The sequence below is a fragment of the Spirosoma pollinicola genome (assembly GCF_002831565.1).
GTDB lineage: Bacteria > Bacteroidota > Bacteroidia > Cytophagales > Spirosomataceae > Spirosoma > Spirosoma pollinicola.
Genome location: NZ_CP025096.1, coordinates 908,867 through 930,814 on the forward strand (window position 1 = coordinate 908,867; position 21,948 = coordinate 930,814).

Annotated in this window: 21 protein-coding genes; 10 read left to right on the top strand and 11 right to left on the bottom strand. The window is 47.4% G+C overall.

Annotated features, from left to right (window positions below):
* Positions 1–15 precede the first annotated feature (15 nt).
* Positions 16–1,242, bottom strand: a complete 1,227-nt coding sequence (locus tag CWM47_RS03945; RefSeq protein WP_100986473.1) for a serine hydrolase domain-containing protein — start codon at positions 1,240–1,242, stop codon at positions 16–18.
* A 429-nt stretch (positions 1,243–1,671) separates the two neighbouring features.
* Between CWM47_RS03945 and CWM47_RS03950 the strand changes: the two genes are divergently transcribed.
* Positions 1,672–2,532 (top strand): lytic transglycosylase domain-containing protein, encoded by an 861-nt coding sequence (locus CWM47_RS03950; RefSeq protein WP_240625689.1) that lies wholly within the window; start codon positions 1,672–1,674, stop codon positions 2,530–2,532.
* Between the two features lie 137 nt (positions 2,533–2,669).
* On the opposite strand, the gene CWM47_RS03955 is transcribed toward CWM47_RS03950, so the two are convergent.
* Positions 2,670–3,521, bottom strand: a complete 852-nt coding sequence (locus CWM47_RS03955; protein ID WP_100986474.1) for a CvfB family protein — start codon at positions 3,519–3,521, stop codon at positions 2,670–2,672.
* Between the two features lie 291 nt (positions 3,522–3,812).
* On the opposite strand from CWM47_RS03955, the gene CWM47_RS03960 reads away from it, so the two are divergent.
* From CWM47_RS03960 to CWM47_RS03970, 3 genes are all read left to right on the top strand, one after another.
* The gene (locus CWM47_RS03960; protein WP_100986475.1) at positions 3,813–4,628 is read left to right on the top strand and encodes an MlaE family ABC transporter permease; all 816 of its coding nucleotides are present in this window, start codon (positions 3,813–3,815) and stop codon (positions 4,626–4,628) included.
* Positions 4,629–4,711: 83 nt separating this feature from the next.
* Complete coding sequence (locus CWM47_RS03965; RefSeq protein WP_100986476.1) at positions 4,712–5,467, top strand: ABC transporter ATP-binding protein; 756 nt, start codon at positions 4,712–4,714, stop codon at positions 5,465–5,467.
* A 121-nt stretch (positions 5,468–5,588) separates the two neighbouring features.
* On the top strand, positions 5,589–6,617 hold the full coding sequence (locus tag CWM47_RS03970; protein WP_100986477.1) for an MlaD family protein: 1,029 nt from the start codon (positions 5,589–5,591) through the stop codon (positions 6,615–6,617).
* A gap of 2 nt (positions 6,618–6,619) precedes the next feature.
* Here CWM47_RS03970 and CWM47_RS03975 read toward each other — a convergent pair whose 3' ends face one another.
* The 3 genes from CWM47_RS03975 to CWM47_RS03985 all read right to left on the bottom strand — a co-directional run bounded on the left by CWM47_RS03975 (position 6,620) and on the right by CWM47_RS03985 (position 9,573).
* Positions 6,620–7,639, bottom strand: a complete 1,020-nt coding sequence (locus CWM47_RS03975; protein ID WP_394341980.1) for an MBL fold metallo-hydrolase — start codon at positions 7,637–7,639, stop codon at positions 6,620–6,622.
* Positions 7,640–7,713: 74 nt separating this feature from the next.
* The gene (locus CWM47_RS03980; protein ID WP_100986479.1) at positions 7,714–8,205 is read right to left on the bottom strand and encodes a methylated-DNA--[protein]-cysteine S-methyltransferase; all 492 of its coding nucleotides are present in this window, start codon (positions 8,203–8,205) and stop codon (positions 7,714–7,716) included.
* A gap of 132 nt (positions 8,206–8,337) precedes the next feature.
* Positions 8,338–9,573, bottom strand: coding sequence for a PQQ-dependent sugar dehydrogenase (locus CWM47_RS03985; RefSeq protein WP_100986480.1), 1,236 nt, complete (start codon positions 9,571–9,573; stop codon positions 8,338–8,340).
* A 294-nt stretch (positions 9,574–9,867) separates the two neighbouring features.
* Between CWM47_RS03985 and CWM47_RS03990 the strand changes: the two genes are divergently transcribed.
* The 3 genes from CWM47_RS03990 (at position 9,868) to CWM47_RS04000 (ending at position 12,692) form a co-directional block, all read left to right on the top strand.
* Positions 9,868–10,713 (top strand): serine O-acetyltransferase, encoded by an 846-nt coding sequence (locus tag CWM47_RS03990; RefSeq protein WP_100986481.1) that lies wholly within the window; start codon positions 9,868–9,870, stop codon positions 10,711–10,713.
* Positions 10,714–10,811: 98 nt separating this feature from the next.
* Positions 10,812–11,720: a cysteine synthase A gene (cysK, locus tag CWM47_RS03995; RefSeq protein ID WP_100986482.1), complete on the top strand. Its 909-nt coding sequence runs from the start codon at positions 10,812–10,814 to the stop codon at positions 11,718–11,720.
* A 102-nt stretch (positions 11,721–11,822) separates the two neighbouring features.
* Positions 11,823–12,692: a YitT family protein gene (locus CWM47_RS04000; protein WP_100986483.1), complete on the top strand. Its 870-nt coding sequence runs from the start codon at positions 11,823–11,825 to the stop codon at positions 12,690–12,692.
* Positions 12,693–12,748: 56 nt separating this feature from the next.
* Here the strand turns inward: CWM47_RS04000 and CWM47_RS04005 are convergent, their stop codons facing one another.
* The 3 genes from CWM47_RS04005 to CWM47_RS04015 form a co-directional block, all read right to left on the bottom strand.
* A complete protein-coding gene (locus tag CWM47_RS04005; protein WP_100986484.1) occupies positions 12,749–13,342 on the bottom strand; it encodes a TetR/AcrR family transcriptional regulator in 594 nt (197 codons plus the stop codon).
* Between the two features lie 223 nt (positions 13,343–13,565).
* Positions 13,566–14,333, bottom strand: coding sequence for an SAM-dependent methyltransferase (locus CWM47_RS04010; protein ID WP_100986485.1), 768 nt, complete (start codon positions 14,331–14,333; stop codon positions 13,566–13,568).
* Between the two features lie 108 nt (positions 14,334–14,441).
* Positions 14,442–14,906 (bottom strand): redoxin domain-containing protein, encoded by a 465-nt coding sequence (locus tag CWM47_RS04015; protein WP_100986486.1) that lies wholly within the window; start codon positions 14,904–14,906, stop codon positions 14,442–14,444.
* Between the two features lie 292 nt (positions 14,907–15,198).
* On the opposite strand from CWM47_RS04015, the gene CWM47_RS04020 reads away from it, so the two are divergent.
* Entirely contained in the window at positions 15,199–16,122 is a 924-nt protein-coding gene (locus CWM47_RS04020) for an ROK family protein (protein WP_100986487.1), read from the top strand.
* Between the two features lie 149 nt (positions 16,123–16,271).
* Here the strand turns inward: CWM47_RS04020 and CWM47_RS04025 are convergent, their stop codons facing one another.
* The gene (locus CWM47_RS04025) at positions 16,272–18,917 is read right to left on the bottom strand and encodes a TonB-dependent receptor domain-containing protein (RefSeq protein ID WP_206170602.1); all 2,646 of its coding nucleotides are present in this window, start codon (positions 18,915–18,917) and stop codon (positions 16,272–16,274) included.
* A gap of 347 nt (positions 18,918–19,264) precedes the next feature.
* Positions 19,265–19,822, bottom strand: coding sequence for an SOS response-associated peptidase (locus tag CWM47_RS04030; protein WP_317046716.1), 558 nt, complete (start codon positions 19,820–19,822; stop codon positions 19,265–19,267).
* Between the two features lie 171 nt (positions 19,823–19,993).
* Between CWM47_RS04030 and CWM47_RS04035 the strand changes: the two genes are divergently transcribed.
* Complete coding sequence (locus tag CWM47_RS04035; RefSeq protein WP_206170604.1) at positions 19,994–20,629, top strand: pyridoxamine 5'-phosphate oxidase family protein; 636 nt, start codon at positions 19,994–19,996, stop codon at positions 20,627–20,629.
* A gap of 7 nt (positions 20,630–20,636) precedes the next feature.
* On the opposite strand, the gene CWM47_RS04040 is transcribed toward CWM47_RS04035, so the two are convergent.
* Positions 20,637–21,176, bottom strand: a complete 540-nt coding sequence (locus CWM47_RS04040; RefSeq protein ID WP_100986490.1) for a DUF1349 domain-containing protein — start codon at positions 21,174–21,176, stop codon at positions 20,637–20,639.
* Positions 21,177–21,409: 233 nt separating this feature from the next.
* On the opposite strand from CWM47_RS04040, the gene CWM47_RS04045 reads away from it, so the two are divergent.
* Complete coding sequence (locus CWM47_RS04045) at positions 21,410–21,910, top strand: DUF4385 domain-containing protein (protein WP_100986491.1); 501 nt, start codon at positions 21,410–21,412, stop codon at positions 21,908–21,910.
* Positions 21,911–21,948 lie beyond the last annotated feature (38 nt).

The window sequence follows — 21,948 nt, forward strand, 5'->3', positions numbered from 1 at the left end:
CTTGACTCATATAACTTATTTCTGAAACGCATCCAAAACCCGTTTTACAATACCATCCATCGCCTTCGTATCGATCCAGCGAACCACCATAACCAGCTCATGCTCCGTATCGACATAGATCATGTTGGTACCATTGCCCAAATGATAATAGCTGGTGGCCGATGCCGAAGGCAACAGTTTTTTGTCGGTGTTGAGAAAGTAGTTCATGTAGCCGTAGGTAGGCTGAGCAGTCGTTGGTGTTCTCGACTGGTTGATCCATTGTTCAGAAATCAACTGCCGACCGTTCCAGTTGCCCTTGTTGAGCGTCAATAGACCAAAGCGGGCCATATCGAAGGCGTTTATGAACATACCCCCGCCCCAATGCCCGCCACCGCTTACCGATTGCACGGCCTGTCCATCCAGCACAATCCATGAATTACGGTAACCCATCCAGCGCCAGGTATTCGACGCGCCGATAACATCCATTATGTTTTCCTTTAGCACCTGCGGCAGCGGTTTGCGCCAGACGCTGGTAGCCGCCAGTGCCAGCGCATTTACCCGAACGTCGTTGTATTCATAGACCGCACCGGGCAGGTTCCGTTTACGGTTGAGCCATTTGGCCGGATCGGCATCAGGGCGGTCGGCCCAGTCGGGTTTGCCCCAAAGCGTCCCTTCCCAATCGCTGGTCTGGCGCAGCATATGGTCCCAGGTTAGGCTGCGATTATGTGGCGTCTGGAATGGGGTGATCAACTCGGGTTTACCAAAGTCATCGGCCGAACGGGTAACGGGTTGATTGTAGAGTTCGATAGGCGGCACGTAACCCGCTACCGTATCGTTTACGCTGTTGATCAGGCCCTTATCGACCGCTAAACCAACGACGGTCGACAAAAAACTTTTGGTAACACTATGGGTAATGTCGACCCGTTGCGGTTCGCCCCACTCGGCCACGATATAGCCTTTGTAAACGATAACCCCTGTTGGCTCGCCCCGATCGGCAAAGGGGCCAACGGCATACCCAAACGGTTCTTTACCGAACGACTGGTAATGCGACTGCTCCATACTTCGGGGATTCTTTATCTCATTCTCGCGGTGATAAGAGATGGCTTCCTGAATTTTCGAAGCAGCCAGACCCATTTCGGCAGGCGTTTTACGGAGCCATTCGTGGGTTGTCGGGAAATAAGGGCTTGCTTTGGGGGCGGCTTTCTTTTGGGCAACGGCTGACGTACTGAGCAGGACAAACAGGAAGAGTAGCTTTGAGGCCATTTGACGATGAGGTTGTATTGTGTAATGCACTCAATAAACAACATTTTCGTCAATCTTACTGCTACTTTTCAGAATGGCATTCCGGTTCCACTTAACAAATCATCTTAACTCGAATATGTTCTATTTTAAACTTGTTAAACTGTCTGACATAATTCAACACTAGTCGTTACGAGTCAATAGCGTTTTTATGGCTATATGGCCTGAAAAACCGCAAATTCAGCCCGAAAACTTGAACCCGTTTACCTAACTTATCCCGGCTGATTCATCTAATCCGTTCAACTCATAAATGAGTGAGACTCAGTCAATTTCAAAAAAATAATTACTTGAAAGAGCCTCAACTTATTAACAAACTCTATTTAAAATATTGATTATCAAGGCACTAAAAAATACTTAGAGCCGTTATACCCTAAGTACCAACCAGAAAAAGTTTTGTTTAAAAAAGTTGGATTTCCTTTTTTGATGGCCCTTATTCGCCCGGCTGTCACAGTAGCGGCTAAACTAATTGCTCCAGGTATTGGCTCCTCAGCACTCCCCAATTTTCACGCGTCTAAAAGCAGTGCAGTAAGCCAGTCAGACGCCACCACGCTTGCAAACCATCGGGCTGACATATCGGCCATTCTCAAGCCCGTATCGCTCAGTTCACCCGAACTTCCTCTACTTGACGTCGACTTCTGTGGCGAGTGCCTACCCCTCGATCAAACCGATGTTGTTGATCGCTGGAAACATGTTTTCTCTCTATTTCGTACACACGCCAGCGACCTTGGCAATCTTCGTCAGCGGGCCGACGCGTTCTTCCCAATCATCGACCCGATTCTGGAGAAATATGATATTCCTGATGATTTCCGTTATATACCATTGGCCGAAAGTGCCCTGCAACCTAAAGCTATTTCCCGCGCCGGTGCGGCTGGTTACTGGCAATTGATGCCCGGCACGGCCCGTGCCCTGGGTCTTAAAGTTAGCGGCAGAACCGACGAACGTTTCAACGTGCTCAAAGCAACAGATGCCGCCTGCCGGTATTTGCGAAAGTTGTATGACCAGTTGGGTTCCTGGTCGCTGGTGGCGGCTGCGTATAATGCCGGACCGGGGTATATGAAGAACCAGCTTAAGCGGGACGACCACCGGGACTATTACCGAATGACGCTCCCCCGGGAAACGCGTTATTACCTGTATCGGGTGCTGCTGTATAAAGAAGTTATGTCGCGCCCTGACGATTATTCATCCTTTCTAACGCCTGTTCAGCAAACGGCTTATCAACCTTTTAGTCGACTTGCCGTTGAACGCATCAGTTAAAGTCATAAAAAAAAGGGTTAACCACAGAGACGGTCCGCCGTTGCGGCACAAAGGCCACAGAGGGCTTTTTTCTCTGTGGCCTTTGTGCCGCAACGGCGGACCGTCTCTGTGGTTAACCCTTTTTTTGTAATTAACATTTATACCAACCGAATACCCGTGTCTTCAATGACAATTTTCCGTTCGCGGTATAACGTGCCAATCGCTTTTTTGAACGTCTTTTTGCTCATCTCCAGCGCGGCATGAATTTCCTCGGGAGGTGTTTTGTCCGTTAGTGGCAGGAACCCATTCTCCGCTTTAAGGGTAGCCATGATCCGTTGCGCATTGGGTTCTACATTCTCGAAACCGGTACGCTGGAGACTAACATCAACCCGGCCATCATCGCGAATGTGCTTAATGTACCCAATCAGCGGGTCGCCGGGACGAACGGTACGAAAGATTTCATTTTTATAGATCAGCCCCCGAAAGCGGTTTTCAATAATCACATTCACGCCGAGGTCTGTTAGTTCATAGGCAAGCAATTGAACCTCTTCGCCCACTTCCAGATCAAGCACATCCGGGTCCAGGAAGTGGTTTACTTTACTCGACGCAACCAGGCGATTCGTGCTTTCGTCCAGATACATAAACACGACATACCAATGGCCAACTTCCATAGGCCAGGCCTGTTCACGGTGGGGTACCAGTAAATCTTTCTCCAGACCCCAGTCCAGAAAGGCCCCGGCAGGCGTTATAGCTACTACCTGCAAGGCGGCAAATTCATTGCGCTGGATAGCAGGTGTCAGGGTTGTAGCGATGGGACGATCTTCGGAGTCGGTATAAACAAACACGTCGATATCATCGTCAACGGACAGTGTGTCAGGTACGTATTTGTTTGGTAAAAGTATGTCGTTACTAAAATCCTGCGTTTCTCGGTCCGACAGGTCGCCAAGGAAGTAGCCAACGGTGGTTTGGCGTAAGGCGGTCAATGTATTTATTCGTCCAATATTGATCATAAGAATAGACAATCGTCAACCAATAGCAAGCGGCTGGACGATTTACAATACAAAGGTCGTTTTTTTATGCAGATGCTACTCCCATTTTTTCCGCTAGATTCTGAGCGAAGTCTGTCAGCAGGTAGGAGATGCAGGATCTGGGGGTATTTTTCTGCACCTGTAGGTCTTTTTTGACAAAAAAACACCGTCAAACGTATAATCTCCTTCACAAATTAAACCCTATTCGCCTAAATCAGTTAGTAGTTTATATCCGCCAGGCATAATCCCTGCGGCTTTCCCTCTCTTGTTTGAATGCAGTCTGATACTACGAAGTCCACCAATTCTACATCTGAACGGCCCGTTGTGACCCGGCGGCTCGACAACTTCTTTTTAGGTCTGGCCGATGTGGCATCGTTTATTGGCCGCTTCTTCAGGGAAGCCGTTATGCCGCCTTATGAATTCAAAGAAATCATAAGGCAGTGTTATGAAGTCGGTTTTAGGTCCCTCCTGCTGATTTCAACTACCGGCTTCATTACGGGTATAGTGTTCACAAATCAGTCGCGCCCCTCCTTATCCGAGTTTGGGGCTACCTCCTGGTTACCGTCGCTGATTGCCATTGCCATTGTGCGTGCGCTGGGTCCACTCGTAACCGCCCTGATTGCGGCTGGTAAAGTCGGGTCCAGCATTGGGGCTGAGTTGGGGTCAATGAATGTAACGGAACAAATCGACGCAATGGAAGTGTCGGGCACCGACCCGTTCAAGTTTCTGGTTGTCAGCCGTGTCATTGCCACCTCTTTCACGATTCCCCTGCTAACGATGTATACTATTTTCGTCGGCTTGCTTGGGGCGTATATAAACGTCAGCCAGAATGAACAGACCAGCTTTGTGTCATTTATGCAGGAGGTTTTTGGGGCCATCACTTACTTGGATATTTTCGCATCTATCCTTAAATCAACTGTGTTTGGGTTCACCATCGGTATGGTTGGTTGTTATAAAGGTTATCATTCATCGAAAGGCACCGAGGGTGTAGGTAAAGCTGCCAACTCGGCCGTTGTCACATCGATGTTTTTAGTATTTATCGAAGAACTCCTTTCGCTGCAAATTATAGGTGCTATTCGCGGAAGCTAAGCGAAAGAATGAAAGAGCGAAAGAGTGGCTTGCGCATCAAATTTCGCTCCTTCGCCCTTCACTCTTTCACTCTTTTAACTAATATGACACCATCCACTGAACAAGTTATTTCGATAAAGGGGCTACGGAAGTCCTTTGGTGATTTGCACGTGCTGCGAGGGGTTGACCTGGAAATGACACGTGGTGAAAATGTCGCGGTATTGGGTCGTTCCGGTACCGGTAAGTCTGTTTTGATTAAACTGATTGTTGGCTTACTCAAACCAGATGCAGGAAAAATCATCGTTCTGGGGCAGGACGTTGAAAAATTACAGGGCCTGGAATTAGATCAATTTCGGCAGAAAGTAGGCTTTTCCTTCCAGAGCAGTGCGCTTTACGACAGTATGAGCATTCGCGAAAATCTGGAATTTCCGCTCATCAGAAATGTACGAAATTTAGGAAGAGCCGACATTGACAAGGCCGTTGAGGAAGCCCTCGATAGTGTTGGCCTTTCGCAAACGATCAATCAGATGCCATCAGAACTTTCGGGAGGACAACGAAAACGTGTTGGTATTGCCCGAACATTGATTTTAAAGCCCGAGATCATGCTCTACGACGAGCCCACATCGGGACTGGACCCGATTACGAGTATTGAAATCAACAATCTCATTAATGAGGTGCGTGAACGATTTGGTGCAACGTCGATCATAATTACCCACGACCTGACCTGCGCTAAAACCACCGGCGACCGGGTAGCCATGCTACTCGATGGGAAGTTTGAACGGATTGGCCCATTCGATGAAGTTTTCGCCGATCCAGATGAGCGGATTCAACAGTTTTACAATTACAAGTTTGTCAATTAAACAGAATAGCGCGTTTACGGTTTTCAATATATGGTTTATGGTCAGCTATATATAAAAAGTACTTCTTTGAAAGCCTGTTTCGCGCTAGCTACCAAAAAATCAAGAACTGAAAACCACTAATATGAGTACAGAATCAAACAAACGCTCCGTTGTTGTCGGCATTTTTGTCCTGGCGGGCATTGTCATTTTCGTTGCCGGAGTGTTTGTACTGGGCGGACAACAAAAGCGCTTTACAAAAAGCATAAAACTAATGGCTGTGTTCAAAGACGTAGCTGGCCTGAAAGTTGGTAATAACGTCTGGTTTTCGGGTGTAAAAATTGGCACCGTCAAGAGAATCAGTTTCTACGGCAATGCGCAGGTTGAAGTCGATATGAATATCGAGCAGAGTTCGCAGCAGTATATCCGCAAAGATGCCGACGCTACCATTAGTTCTGATGGACTGATCGGCAACAAAATCGTTGTTATAACGGGCGGAACAACCAGCCACCCCGAAGTAGAGGACGGTGACCGAATTAAAACGTCGGCAGCGCTGAGTTCAGATCAGATCATGGCGACCTTGCAGGAAAACAATAATAACCTCCTCAAGGTAACCAACGACTTTAAAGAATTGGTGGGTAACCTTAGACGGGGCAAAGGCACCGTGGGTGCCGTGTTGACAGACTCACTGGTAGCCGAGAACTTTAAAAAGGCGATGCGCAACCTCGAACGAGCGTCTGACAACACTGTTAAAGTTACTGGCTCGGTATCGCAGTTTGCGGCCAAACTCAATACAAAAGGTACGCTGGCTAATGAGCTGGTAACGGATACCACTGTCTTCCGCCGACTCAGTCGTTCAGCTACGCAGCTTGAAAATGCAGCGGGTGCCGCTAACCAAACGGTTGGTACACTGAGCCAGACATCGACAAACCTAAACCGGGCGTCCGAAAAACTGAATAATACCAATAGTCCGCTGGGCGTATTGCTCACCGATCAGGAAACAGCAAACAACCTGCGGACAACGTTAAAAAACCTGAGTCAGGGCACGGTGCTGCTTAATCAGGATTTGAAAGCTGCTCAAAACAACTTCCTGTTGCGGGGCTTTTTCAAGAAGCAGGCCAAAGAAGCAGCCAAACAGAAAGCCGACAGCACAGCGGCAGCCGTAAAGCCATAAGCTTACTTAAACACCATCGGGTGTCCTTCTTTTGGCACCAGAAACTTGTCTTCAGAAATTTTCGAGGCTTGTAAAGCTTTTCGCAAATCGTCGGCGGGCTCGAACAAGCCATCATCACCCTGTTGAAACGTGCCAAAGTGAATACCCACCGATTGGGGTTGGTTCAGGTCCAAAAACGCCTGAACGGCTCCGGCAGGTGACACATGCACGGGTGCCATAAACCATTCGGGTCGATACGACCCAATGGGCAACAACGCCAGTTTGATTGGGCCGGTCGCTGACTGCCGGGCTTGTTCAGCAATCTTTTTAAAATGCGGCCCATAGCCGCTGTCGCCACAGAAATATGTTGTCCCAAAGCTTGTATGGAGCAGGTAGCCGCACCATAGGGTCTCTTCACGGTCGCCAATTCCCCGATTGCTGAAATGCTGGGCCTGCGTGCAACTGAGCGAAAGTTTATCGTTTATTCGTAATGTATCGTCCCAGTCGAGCTCTCGGGTAGTTCGTCCGTCCACCAATTTTGGTAAATACGAGACGCCGAGGGGTGTAACGAATAATGGATCAAATGCTTTTACCAGTTTTTTAATCGTGGGTAGATCGAGATGGTCGTAGTGATTGTGGCTTAACAAGACGACATCTATAGGTGGTAACTCGTCTAGCCTAAGTCCCGGTGGTCGTTTACGCTTGATGCCTAACCACGATGTTGGTCCAACCCGCTCTGACCAAACAGGATCGGTCAGGATATTCAGACCGGCAGTTTGAATCAGGAAGGTGGAGTGGTTCACAAACGTGAGTACCAGACTATCACCTTCAATACGCGTGGCGGGCCTGGCGCCTATAAACGCATCGGGTTGCTCGGGCCACGGACCCTTGTCGCGGTGCAGTAACCATTTTAATACCCCACCCGACGACCGTTCGGGCATGCCGGGATTAAAGAATTTCTTTCCATCAAAATGATCGGTAATCGGTCCCTTGTAACGGGGAGCGCAGGAGAAAATGGTCAGAAGCAGGCTTGAGAGTATCACTATAGATAGTGCAGAAGGTATTGAATACGGGGTCATACTTGACTAGTTAAATCGCTCACGACTTGTCGAATGTATTAAAATAATGACAACTGGTTAGATTTTATTAAAGCACCCTCATGCTCTAACAGCCATTGTTTACGCCAGAGTCCACCCGCATAGCCTGTAAGTGAGCCATCGGAACCAATGATGCGATGGCAGGGCACTACAATCCAGAGCGGATTACGACCATTAGCGGCTGCCACAGCCCGAATTGCCTTTTCATCACCAAGTTGTCGGCTGAGTGTCAAATACGAAAGGGTTGTACCAAATGGAACAGTCAGCAACGCCTTCCATACCGTTTGCTGGAACACTGTCCCTACCGGATTTAAGGGAAAGTCAAACGACTGTCGCAGTCCGGCAAAGTATTCCTTAAGTTGCATTTCTGCCAGACGAACAGGTTCGACCAGTTTGCTTTCAATTGTGTTCTCATTGATCGAAACGTCTTTGCAGGAGATCGCAGAAACACCATGCTCATCACCCGTAATTCGGACTAAACCAAGTGGCGATTCAAAAACGGTTGTTGTCATTATGAACGGTGAATTTTGAGGAATCAAGATACAACTCAACGGTCGATAAATGATAAAACGATAAACGCCATATCTTTAAGATATGGCGTTTATCGTTTTATCATTTATCGACCGCATCAAAAAATCGGTCAATTAATTCCCGACCAGTTTCAGAATTTTACCCGTTCCCAAATCGCAAAGGTAAATTTCCTTTTTTTGATCCTCACCAAAGGCAGATATCGAGCCAGCCCGTGCTATGATTTCCTGGTTAGTGCCTGTTTTCATATCATTTGGTGTTAACGCCCACAGGCGCCCGCTGGCATAGTCGGCATAAATATATTTTCCACGAAGGGCCGGGTTTGAGGCACCCCTATAAACGACTCCACCCGTGATGGAAACGTCGCCATTACTATGGTTATACTGCCAAACCGGAGGAATCAAATCGGCAGCATTTGCATTGTTATCTTTCGCATTGAAATCGGCATTAGCTTCTTTTATACGCCAGCCGTAGTTACCTCCTTTGGTAATAATATCCACCTCCTCAATGACATTTTGACCTACATCCCCCGCCCACAAACGACCTTCATCATCAAAACTGATACGCCAGGGATTCCGTAGGCCATAAGCAAAAATTTCTTCACGATAGCCGTTCGAATTTCCCTTGAATGGGTTATCAGCCGGAATACCGTAGTTGCCTTTCCCGGTGCTATTCACATCTACACGTAAAATTTTGCCCAACCAGCTACTGCGATTTTGCCCGTTGTTTTGTGGGTCGCCACCGCTGCCACCATCACCTGTAGACACATAGAGATAGCCGTCTGGCCCGAACAGTACTTTACCGCCATTATGGTTTGAGTAAGGCTGCTCAAATCGAAACAAAATCACTTCCGAAGCCGGATCCGCTTGAGAGGCCCCGGCAGAAGGAGCCTTGAATCGGCTCACAATCGTTTCCCGAGGATTATTCTTGGTATAATTAACATAGAAAAAGCCATTGGTTTTAAAGTCAGGGTGGAAAGCCAGCCCCAGCAGCCCCATCTCACCACCTGAGGCAACCTTATTTTTGATGTCCAAGAACGTACCGGCGGTTGCGGTATTTGCATCATTTTCGAACACCCTAATACGCCCCTCCTGCTCAACGACAAACACTCGATTTGTTCCGTCATTGGCGTATGTATACTCTACGGGCGATGAAAATGTCAACTTCGGATAGGCGTTAACAACCTTGGCGGTCAGCGCAGTTGAACTACCTCCGGTTGAGTCAGGCATCATTAAGTTAGACTGCTGTTTTGACTGACATGCAGAGGCTACCAACCAGGCCACGCCCGACGTAGCCGTCAGCGAAATCATAAACGCAATGATCGTTTTACTAAGCATGATTATTCGTTTCATTTGTATCTATGTTTTTCTATGCAAATCAAGTTCCAATAAATGCCTCCGAACTTTGCGGCCCGCTTTTTGTTTAAAAATCAACGAATTCAATGTGTTTAAGCGATCTATGTATACGTTTAACGAATAAGCAACTTGTGTAGTGTTTCCACAGTGTGGGGCATCTTTTCTACCAGCAGGCAGCCCTGCGAAAAAAGGCGCTGAGGCAGATGAACCTGTAAAAGGCAATTTAATACGCAGATGCCTTTCGTAAGGGACAAACATTGATTAAGCAATCCGATATAGCTATAGACAAACATGACTACTGAGACCAGTACTTTTCTTGATCACCTGCAAACCCAACGGGCACGCTATCGGTATAAGCTTCCTTCGCGACCTGATGCCGGACGATTTATTGATCAGTTGATGCGGTTGCTTTTTCCTGTTACACAGGATTGCAAGTCCATTTCGCAACACGTTGAAGAAACTTACCAGCATCTCAATGAGCAACTTATCTGTCTGTTGCATCCATTAGAAAAAAATCTGGAAGAAAGCCCGACGGTCATTACCGAACGCTTTTTTGAGCAATTACCCGGAATTTATGACAGCTTGCTGTTCGACGCCCACGCCATTGCCGATAATGACCCGGCGGCTGTTGGTATTGAAGAAGTAGTTGCCGTGTATCCAGGCTTTTATTCAATTGCTGTTTACCGAATTGCCCACGAGTTGCTTAAACTCAATGTTCCCCTCCTGCCTCGTATGCTTACTGAATATGCACACGGCCAGACGGGGATAGATATCCATCCGGGAGCAAAAATTGGCAAGTCGTTTTTCATCGATCATGGTACAGGTGTCGTCGTTGGCGAGACCACGATCATTGGCGATAACGTTAAAATTTATCAGGGGGTAACCTTAGGTGCTACGCACGTGGCGAAATCTATGGCGCAGAAAAAACGGCACCCAACCATTGAAAATAATGTGGTTATCTATGCCAATGCCACCATCCTTGGTGGGTACACGGTTGTCGGCCACGACTCCGTAATTGGCGGCAACGTCTGGCTAACAACCAGTGTTGAAGCGCACTCCCTCGTATTCCACCAAAACCAGACCGATATCCGGATGAAATCGCTGGAATCCACTGAGCCAATTAATTTTGTCATTTAATGTAAAAAACGTAATTCGTAGCGTCTCCTAACAGGTCGGCTTTATGGCTGGCGCAAAGGAGACGCAAAGTATTACGTCTCTACTAACAACTCCCCCATATGAAAGCTACCTCCATTCTCGACACCATTGGCAATACGCCCCATGTACGCATCAATCGCCTGTTTCCGGGTTATGAAGTCTGGACCAAACTAGAGCGGGCCAATCCGGGAGCCAGCATAAAAGATCGGATTGCGCTGGCAATGATCGAAGATGCAGAAGCAAAAGGCATTTTAACGTCAGACAGCACCATCATTGAACCAACATCAGGCAACACTGGCATTGGACTCGCGATGGTGGCGGCTGTGAAGGGGTATAAAATAATTCTGGTCATGCCGGAATCCATGAGTATCGAACGCCGAAAAATTATGGCTGCCTACGGTGCCGAATTTGACCTGACACCTCGTGAGAAAGGGATGAAGGGAGCCATTGAACGCGCTCACGAACTGGTTGCGCAAACCCCTGGTGCCTGGATGCCCCAGCAGTTCGAAAATCAGGCAAATATTGATATTCATGTAGCAACAACGTCTCAGGAAATCCTGGCCGATTTCCCTGATGGTTTCGACGTTTTGATTACCGGCGTTGGTACAGGCGGCCACATTACAGCCGTAGGTCAAGTATTGAAACAGAAATTTCCGAACCTGAAGGTCTATGCTGTTGAACCGGAACTGTCGCCGGTTATCAGTGGGGGCGCCCCCGGTCCTCACCCGATTCAGGGCATTGGCGCAGGCTTTATTCCTCAGAATTTACATACCGATATTCTAGACGGTGTTATTCAGGTAAGTAAAGATGAAGCGTATGAAATGGCTCGACGATCGGCCCGTGAAGAAGGCACTTTTGTCGGTGTTTCATCCGGTGCATCGCTGGCTGCCATCGCAAAAAAACTACCTGGACTTGCCCCCGGCAGCCGAATCCTGACATTCTGCTACGATACTGGCGAACGCTACCTTTCCATCGAAGGATTGTATTAAGTCATTGGTCATTAAGTTATTGGTTATTAAGTTGCTTGCAGTTAATAACCAATAACTTAATGACCAATAACCTAATAGCCAGGAACCACCACTTAACGCTATATGATTACTCAAACTTCCTCTTATCGACACATAAAAGATACCGTTTTTATTGTTGCTGGCGTACTCAGTGCCGGCATGGGTATTAAAGGTTTTTTGCTTTCAAGTCATTTTATTGATGGGGGCGTCACCGGGATTTCGATGCTGCTGGCCTCGCTCATAAGTATACCATTGCCTATCTGGCTGCTGGTTATCAACCTGCCATTTATTGGGTTGGGCTATCGACAATTTGGTCGACAGTTTGCCTTAAAAAGCACCCTTGCCATTACGGGCTTATCCATCAGTCTGGCTGTTATTCCTTACCCCGATGTGACGCCTGACCTTTTACTGACAGCCGTTTTTGGGGGATTCTTTATAGGCGCGGGCATTGGGCTTGCCATGCGGGGAGGGGCGGTACTGGACGGGACAGAAATAGCGGCCTTACTTATCAGTCGGAGTAGTCCGATTTTGAAAGTGAGTGACGTCATTTTAGTACTCAACGTGCTGATTTTTGGTGCTGCAGCCTTCTTTCTGGGAATAAATCCTGCACTTTATTCGATGATTACTTACTTCGCGGCTTCAAAAACAGTTGATTTCCTCATTCACGGTATTGAAGAATATACGGCTGTGCTGATTATTTCGAAGCAAAATGAGCTCATTCGGGAGCGAGTCATTGAACGTGGCTGGGGCATAACGATCCTGAAAAGCCAGGGAGGGTATGGTAAACATGGAAGTCACCTTGAGGTTGACAGTGTTTTGTATACTGTCGTTACCCGACTGGAAATCAGCCGACTAAGAACAATGGTACTCGAAGTAGACCCTAAAGCATTCATCATTCAGCATAGCGTCGATGATGTAGCCGGGGGAAAAGTAAAAAGCCTGCCCATGCATTGATCACTTGATCTTACGAGGCATTCCCGTAGACATATAGCCGGGAAACTCGCTATACGTCACCTTAAATCCCTTACAAAACGGCGCATTGTTTCCCGGTAGATTTGTTCGGATTGGTCGAGTGATTGCTCGTCTTTGAGAAGCATAGCCAGCATAATTGTGCCGTGCGATACCGACCACCATTGAAAATAAAGTTTCTTGATGCTCTCCTCCGCTTTTGGAATAAAGGAGAAAATGGCTTCGCGCACAATGCGGCTTACGGCCTGCATCGTTTCGGACTGGTAAACGGGCATGGTGCAATAAGCCCCGTCCAAATTAAACATCACCTGATAAATCTCCGGCTGATGCCGGGCAAACTCCCATTGAACCAGGGAAATTTCATAAAGCCGCTTTTCGGGGTCGCGGTACAATTTCAGGATGCGCTCATATTCCATGTACAGATGTCGGAAGCCCTCATTCCGAACTTCATCTAACAAGATATCCTTACTACCGAAGTATTCATAAACTATTGGCGCACTATACTCAATGGCATCAGCTATTTTACGTATTGAAACGGCCTGCCAGCCTTCCCGGCGGGCAATAGACTTGGCCGTGTTAATGATACCAGAACGGGTTTGCTCTCGACTACGTGGCTTGCGTTCGATAGTTTCCATAAAAATTTCGGGTAATCAGTATACAGTTAACGGTGTTAAATCGACTGAAATCTACGGATTTACATGGAAAGAATGCAATATTCCTTGAAAAAGTTAAATAAGTTCCAACCCAAACCCAATAACAACCTGACATACAACGTATTATACTTTTCTACATAGTTTTGTATACATACACCTAAAATAATCAAAACTAAAATATTTATATAAAGTGCTCATTAAGAGGTCACTTCTTCTTAGCTAAAATCCATACGGCTTCGTCGCCCAAGGTGAATTGGTCCCCCTCTATTGTGCCATAACAGTCAAGAACAGTAAAGCCTGCTTCGGTAAACAACTGTCGGAGTTCGGCCAGCGTGTACACGTAATGTTGGGCTGTTCGGGTTTGGGTTTCACCTGCCCGCACATAGGTGAGGTGCGAATCAATCCGGCTTTCGAAGGGGACGTATTCGTTTTCAACCAGAAATAATATAGGTTCATCTTCTCCATCACCAACCGGTTGCCAGTTACGCGCCTGGTATTCAGGCAATACCGATTCGGCAAGCATTTCAGAATGAGCGAGGAACCGCCCGCCCGGTTTCAGCATATCTGCAATGCGCGTCAAAAATGCCAGCATGTCGTGGCGGGGAAAGAAACTGAAACTATTGCCTAAACAATAAGCAGCATCGTAGGAAGCCAATGCACCTAAATCGCTTTCGGGCATGGTCAGGAATTCTGCCTTCAAAGCGGTCAATGCCAATTTTTCAGCTTTGGCAGTGGCCTTCATTTCGGCAATGTACTCCTCCGAAATGTCGACTCCCGTAACGTGGGCACCCATCCGCGCCAACGGTAACGCATGACGACCATACCCACAGAAAATATCTATCAAACGGTCATCGGGGCCAAAATCCAGCGTTTCAACGAGCAATTCGAGATCAAGCTGTGTCTGTTCCTCTGTTTGCGCAGCTTTCCAGGCAGCCTGCGGCAATCCATGAAAAAAATTATGATACCAGGCCATTTTTTGAATGAGTGAATGAGTGGATAGCAGAATAAGCGAATGTAAAGGCAGCACTTTTTAGAGGTAACACTACTATTTTCACACATCCTACTGTTCACTCATTCTAAATTAAAGTTTTGCTAGCGTTTCCTGAATAGCCTGAAAACTTGGGACTTCCCCAGCATTTTCGAGCACTTCAGCGTATTGAATAACGCCGTCTCTATCAATTACAAAAGCCGAACGCTTGCTAACGCCTTTCATGTTCATAGCGAAGGTTTCGTAGATGGTATCGTAGGCCTTTGACACGTCCTTGTTGAAATCAGACAGTAAATCGAATGGCAACTGTTGGTCTTCTTTAAATTTGGCCAGCGTGAACGGTGAATCGACCGATATACCCACTATTTCGGCATTCAAGCCAGAATAGGTAGCGATATTGTCACGCATTTCACAGAGTTCAGCTGTGCAAACACTGGTAAAAGCCATCGGGAAAAATAGGATGATGACATTCTTACCAGTAAAACTTGATAGCGATACTTCTTTTTTATCGCTGTTGAAAAGGGTAAAATCAGGGGCTTTCTGGCCGGGCGTAAGCATGTTGACGTTTTTAAGTTTGACTACGTGTTAGTTTTCTTTCAAATCCGTTCCCTGAACGGAAGTTCGGGGGGCCTCTGTTCAGGGAACGCGAAATTCCGAAAAAGCGCAGGGAAAACAAGCACTTTTCTTTGATAGCTCGTTTACAGGTTAGGTCAAAACGCACGAAGGTTCATAAATTGCGACCTTCATCGTTATCAATCGGTCAGTCAAAAACGAGTATAAAAAGCCCGGCGGCTCCTATAAACTCAGAATGATCTGGCACCAATTTCAGAATCTTTTATCCTTTTCTTAAATGCAACACTACTGGGGTATTGACTTGGGCGGTACAAAAATCGAAGGTGTTATTTTATCGGCTCCTTCACCCGATGCGGTCATCATTCGTAAACGTATTGATACAGAAGCCCATAAAGGCTATGACCATATTATGGGTCAGATTATTCGGCTTATTGATATGCTTAAAGCCGAAACCGGGCTTACACCTGATCGAATTGGTTTTGGTACTCCCGGCACGTTCGATCCAGCCCGGCAATGGATGAAGAACTGCAACACAACGGTACTAAATGGCAAACCGATGAAACAGGATTTGACCCGCCTGTTAGGTGTGCCCGTAACCGTGGCAAACGACGCCAATTGCTTTGCCCTTGCGGAGTCGACAATGGGTATCGTGCCGGATGTTGTTCCTGATTTTCAGACAGTTTTTGGCGTCATTATGGGTACGGGCGTTGGCGGAGGTGTCGTGATCCGGGGTCGCGATGGGGTTCCGTTCGTTTTAAATGGATTGCAAGGTATTGGGGGCGAGTGGGGCCATAATATCCTGGAAGAAAATGGTCACTCTTGTTATTGTGGCAAAAGCGGTTGTAATGAACAGGTCATTTCAGGTCCGGCTCTGCAACGTTACTATTTCGAGAAAAGCGGAGAAGAACGAACTATGAAGGACATTATGGACCGCTATCAGGAGGGCAACGACCTTGTGGCAAGTCAAACGGTTAACCGAATGCTGGAGTATTTTGGCCGGGCAGTTTCTGTCATTATCAATATTCTCGACCCAGATGCCATTGTCCTTGGCGGAGGAGTCGGCAATGTAGACTTGCTATATACTGAAGGCATCGAGCGAGCCAAGAAATACGTTTTCAACAGCCGGGAGATTAATACTCGTTTCCTGAAGCCTAAATTGGGCGACAGCGCTGGTGTTTTTGGCGCTGCATTGTTAGTCTGAAGAAGTTAGTAAGTGAGATAAGTGAACTGAGTGAAGTAAGTCAGTAAGTGGCTGACCGCACCGGCGGACCGGCGAAAGCAACACTCGCGCGTCAGCCACTTACTGACTTATTTCACTTATCTCACTCATTTCACTTACTAACTAAAAACCTACCTCGGCCGGCGGGCACCACCAGCGGCTGGCGCCTGTTGTTGCTGTTCGCCACCACCTTCACCGCCTTTTACGTCGTCGTTGTTCACTGATTTTTTCTGACGTTGTGGGGCATCGAAGCTCAGCTTCCCGATTTTATAACTAAAGTTGACCCGCACACCTGCGTTATACAGACTTGTTGAGCTGCTCTGCGCAAAGATGGGCGACGAGGACTCCGAATGAATTGTGAATGGGTGATTAAAGAAATTCTCGGCCGCAATCCCGAAACTACCCCGTTTGTCTTTGATATCTTTTTTCAGACCGATGCTATAGAAGGCAAACCCACCCTGATAGCCCTGCAACTGAATTTGTTTACCCCGTATGAAACCGAAACCCTGCACGCCCCAGCCATTTTTGAGTGTCAGGTTCGTAAAGAAACGCCCCGTTGTTACCCAACCTGAGTTGGTTGCATTGTAAGCAGAGCCAGCATTGTTGTTGGTCAGGTACGAATAATACAAGTCAAAGCCGCCACCAATCTGCCATTTAGAGAAGAAGGTAGCATTTCCGAACACGTTCGTACCATAGGCGGACTCACGACCAATGTTCAGGTAGGTTGTTTGAATAGCCTGCGCTAGTGTTGGGTTAGTCACCTGCCCTGCACCCGTCGTGATCGTATCCCGAACGCTGGTGATCGAGTTGTTCGTTTGCCGGGCAAACAACGACACGTTCAGATACACACTTTTAATGTACGCACTTGTACTCAGCTCAAGGTTGTCGGTCAACTCTGGCGACAGTAATGGGTTTCCTTTTGTGATGCTCGTCGGGTTCGACGTGTTTACATTTGGATTCAGGAATTGTATACCCGGACGTTGTAAACGACGGTTATAAGCCAGCTTGATCGTTTTACCGCCTTTCAGTGCCTTCGAGATGTTGATACTCGGCACTAGATTGCTGTAGCTTGGAATACCTAAATCCTGCCCGGCAGCACCACCCTGCTCTCCCGGCTGATTCTGGCTATAATTCGCATTGATTGTCGTATGCTCGAACCGAGTACCCGCTTTGATCGTGTACTTGTTTTTGGTCGTTAACGTATAGGATACATAACCGGCACCGATTGTCTGGTCATAATTTAACGTGTTGGCAGAGCGGGTTGGGTCAACCATAAGTTCGCCAGTGCCTGTTCCCACCCGGTAGCTGTAGGCACTTTCGACTTGCCGATAAATGCCCTTACCACCAAATTCAAGCATCTGATTTTTACCAATCGGCGTCTGGTAATCTCCCTGAATAGTTGACTCCTGGTTGTAGCTGTTGTTCAGGTTCTGCAAACGAGACGCAGTGGTCGTAAAGTCGGGCGACGTTAGAATATCAGCCGTGAAATCGTTGTTACGGTTATTGCGACTATACTGCGCCGATACACTTAACTCCTGCTGTGGCTTGGCAAAGGTGCGTGTGTAATCAATATTTGCATCAACCGTACCCGACAAATCCTTGGTTAACACATTACGATCCGAAACGATTGGAAAATACGCCGTTGGCGTGATGGTTTTCGTTAGAAAATTGTCCTGATTTTGGTAGTTGTTACGGGCACCATAGCGCAAACTGGCTGTAATAGAGCTTGTTTTACTGATGTCATAATCCCAGCCGAGGGTGTACTGACCAAAAAGGCTGTGGTTGCGGGTATCGGCGGTTTGGTCGGTGGTTGTGGTACCTGTGCTGCCAAATGTTTTCTGTGTATTGGCAAAATTACCAATCACATTGTAGTTCGCACGGCCAAAACCGCTGAGGCTAAAGCCCATTTTACCGGTCCGCAGGTTACCGTTCAGGCCAAGATTACTCCCCCGGTTACCTACACCCGAATCAACATTGAGCGTAAAACCCTGCAAGGTTGTTTTCTTTGTGACGATATTAATGATCCCGGCGGAGCCTTCGGCGTCGTATTTTGCAGAAGGGCTGGTAATCACTTCAATGGTTTTAATCATGTCGGCCGGAATTTGCTTGAGCGCATCGGCAACACTACTGGCCACAATAGTCGAAGGCTTATTGTTGATCAGCACCCGCACATTGCTGCTGCCCCGTAAACTGACGTTACCGTCCAGATCGACAGACAGCAATGGCACTTTTCGCATTACATCGGTGGCGTCACCCCCTTTTGCCGTAATATCTTTATCGGCGTTATACACCAGCCGATCCACTTTTTCTTCAACCAGTGAAGCCTGTCCTACCACCTCGACTTCTTTCAGTGTGCGGACATCGGCACTGAGTTTAATAGCGCCTAGGTTAATATCGCCTTTGCGGTCAAGTTTAACGCTCGAAACAGTTTTGTTACGGTAGCCAACAAACGAAATCAGGAGTTGAAAATCGCCTTGCGGTAATTTAGTCAAGGTGAACTTGCCTTTTTCATCGGCAACGGTTCCATCAATTGGCTTTTTTGTCTGCGCATTAATCAGCGCGATACTGGCAAACTCAACGGGCTTACCCGTCGTCGAATCAGTGACCACACCGGTTAATTTGGCGTTGCCCCGAGGGGAGGTGTCGCTCGACGTGCCGGGGATTACGGCCGCTGGCTGCTGCCCTCCACCCGGCATGGCAGGAAACTGTGCCAATGTTATCCTGGGGGCCGTTAGCAGAGCAGTACCAAGGCAAAAAGAAAGTATTATTTTTTTCATAGTCAGGTTGTAAAAACAATAAGGGGTTATCTATCATAATGCATGCCAACCTGGAATCGCATCACAAAGACAACCTGGTTGACCAAAATTCGGTACAAATTTTCGGTTAAAATCTTATTCTACACAAACGGACTGCCACAATGACAAACGGGCCGGTTTACTCAGCTAAATAATTGAGTGTTTTTATTCAATTCAGGATAATCAAAACGGGTCAGCACCTCTGGAACATCGCTGGGTTCGTATCGGGAAGTGATTCGTTTACTAATGCTATAGCTATGCATTTTAGTCGCAGGATATTGATCAGTCAGCAAGGCCAGGGCATCAGCTTCATTCAGATCGTCGTGAATCTATGCGTGCTCAGCTTCTGGAGTCAATACACAGGGCATTCGCTTCTTGGTGTTGTGAATAGCAGCCAGCAAGGGGTTCGCATCGGTTGTGAGCAGCGTGTAAGTCGACATTACTTCGCCTGTTTCAGGGTCCGCCCAATCGTCCCATAAACCCGCAATTGAGGCAATTTTCTGATCACTAGCGCTGATATAGAATGGATATTTTTTGCTTTTGTCAGTATACCATTCAAAAAAGCCCGTCACCGGAATCAAACACCGTCTGCCTGCTTGTGCTGCCGACCGAAAGGACGGTTTTTCGTAAATCGTTTCCGAACGGGCATTAATCGTTTTCGTACGAATGTCATCCGCAGCATCCTGACTTCGGACCCAGTGCGGAATAAGTCCCCAGTGAATTAGCTGAAGTTTGCCCGGTTCCTGACGGGTAACAATTGGCCAGGCAGGCAAATTATAGGCATTGGCATGGTATACAGGCTGAAAATTAGCCGAAGGCGGCAACACCGCCTTGTAGCGATCTTCAAGTTCCGCGGCACTGACATCTAATGATTTATGGAAACACATACGATTGGCTTTACGATTTTACACAGCGTTTAACTTACTCGATAAACCAGCAAATACCTTCGGCGGTTATCATTTTCCGAAACCTTACAAATACCTTGGAGTGGCAAACAAATAAAGTCAACCACTCGTTTAACAGCCTTGACAAGGCTAATCATGTCCTCCAGCATCTTAATGAATTCACTCAACCATTCAGCATATCCCGGTCTTACACTCACCTTGGCCGACCTTGAACAAGCCAGCTGGCAACAGTTAGCTTCTGTTTTTGACTCAACCAATCAGGCATCCGTTACAGGCTTTAAAACGATGGTTCTTGCCTCCCGAACAAACACCGGTGCCGATGCCCGAACGGTTGTTCTCAGGAAGGTTGACGGAGATCGGAAATATGTCTGGTTTCATACCGATGTGCGAGCCGCGAAAGTTATGGAGCTTGAAGCGTTCCCGGATGCAACTTTGTTGTTCTGGGATAACACACTACGAGTTCAGCTCCGGCTAACAGTCGAGACTCACCTCCATTCCACTGATTATATAGCCGATGAACATTGGAAAGAACTAGCTGTCAGCAGTCGAAAAATGTATCTTTCCGAGTACGAACCTGGCAGTCATCAACCCAACTCCTACCCCGGTTTTCCAACTCACCTGGGCGCTGAGCTTCCTACGAAAGAGGAAAGCGAATCTGGCCGGAAAAATTTTGCCGTAATTGAATGCCGGGTGCTGGCAATGGACTACTTACAACTTAGCCGGGATGGACAGGTACGGGCCATGTTCCAGTACGAGCCCGACTGTAAAATGGCCTGGTTGGCCCCCTAACGCCTATTTACGAAATATCCAGCACCGAAAACTGTTCAAATACCACATCAAAGCCACTCCCGTCAGGCGCGGCTGCCATCAGACCAATCTGCACAGAAACATCGGGTGGGAAATAGGCCAGTCGTAGCATCTGGTACGCAAAATCATCGAACGAATAGTCGATTCGTACAGAGTCATATTGTCGGGTCAGGCGCAGGTAAACGGACTCGGGATTATGGCTCTGTGGTGAAACAGACCAGTCTGAAAACTCCCGCGTCACGACGGCACTCACATTCTGTAGCTCGTCTACATACTCAATTCCGGACTTAATCCAGTTTTGTTCGTCGAGCCGAAGCATTAACCCGGCCTGATCGTATAAGGCATTGTATTGACCGGTTACCTTAACGCTGGCGACAAAATCACCGGGCTGCTCTCTGTAAAAGAAATGTCCGGTATCACGAATGAAATCGTAATGCGTCACGCGCCAGAAATCGGTGCCACCGTCTACACGTACATATACCCTATCGCGCTCTTCCGACCAGATAGCCGGTTTATTATACCAAATCATAAATCCTCATTTTGGTGGAAATTTAAAGAAAATCAATACTGCTCGTCCAATTTATTTATTGGCTATTAAGCTCTGGCTTGGCCGTAGCCATCATAAAGGCCAAGCCAGAGCATGGCCCAGACTTTTATTGTTAAGTTGACAGTATACCAGTTAACTCGTAGAAAACACTAAGTCAGTACAGACATTTGCTCAACTGGACAGTTTACGAGTAAACTCAACCTGCTAAATAAAGTATGCCCGCAAACAATCGCGCTTTCAATTACGACCTCGATTATCGAAACCTGAATCTCCGCGAACAACCCGAACTTTACCGTGTGGGTAAGGGCGAAATGGGCGTTCTGCTGGTGAGACCTTATAAAGATGAAATTCTTCCCCACTGGAGGTTTAAAACGCCGGAGATTGCCCGTGAATCGTCCGAGAAGATTTACCAGTTATTCCTAGATTATAAAGAAAAAAACGACTTCATCGGCATGGACATGGCCAGGAAGTTTTTGCAGATGGGGTACACCAGAGCCAGGCGTTACGCGAACCACAGTACGGGCCAGAAGTACGACGGCCCGGTACCCGATGATAAAAAGGGGCAGTCGGGTGCTCATGGCCGCGATCAACTCCCCCGCCAGGAAGATCCCGTTAAGGCCGAGTCGGCACGGATTTTTTATGGCAAGTACCTGGAAGCGCGGGAAGATGAACAATACAAGAAACTCAGAAAGGAATGGCAGCAGAAATACGGGTAGTTTCCTAATCTTTACGACCTTTGCGGCATTCGTAAAAA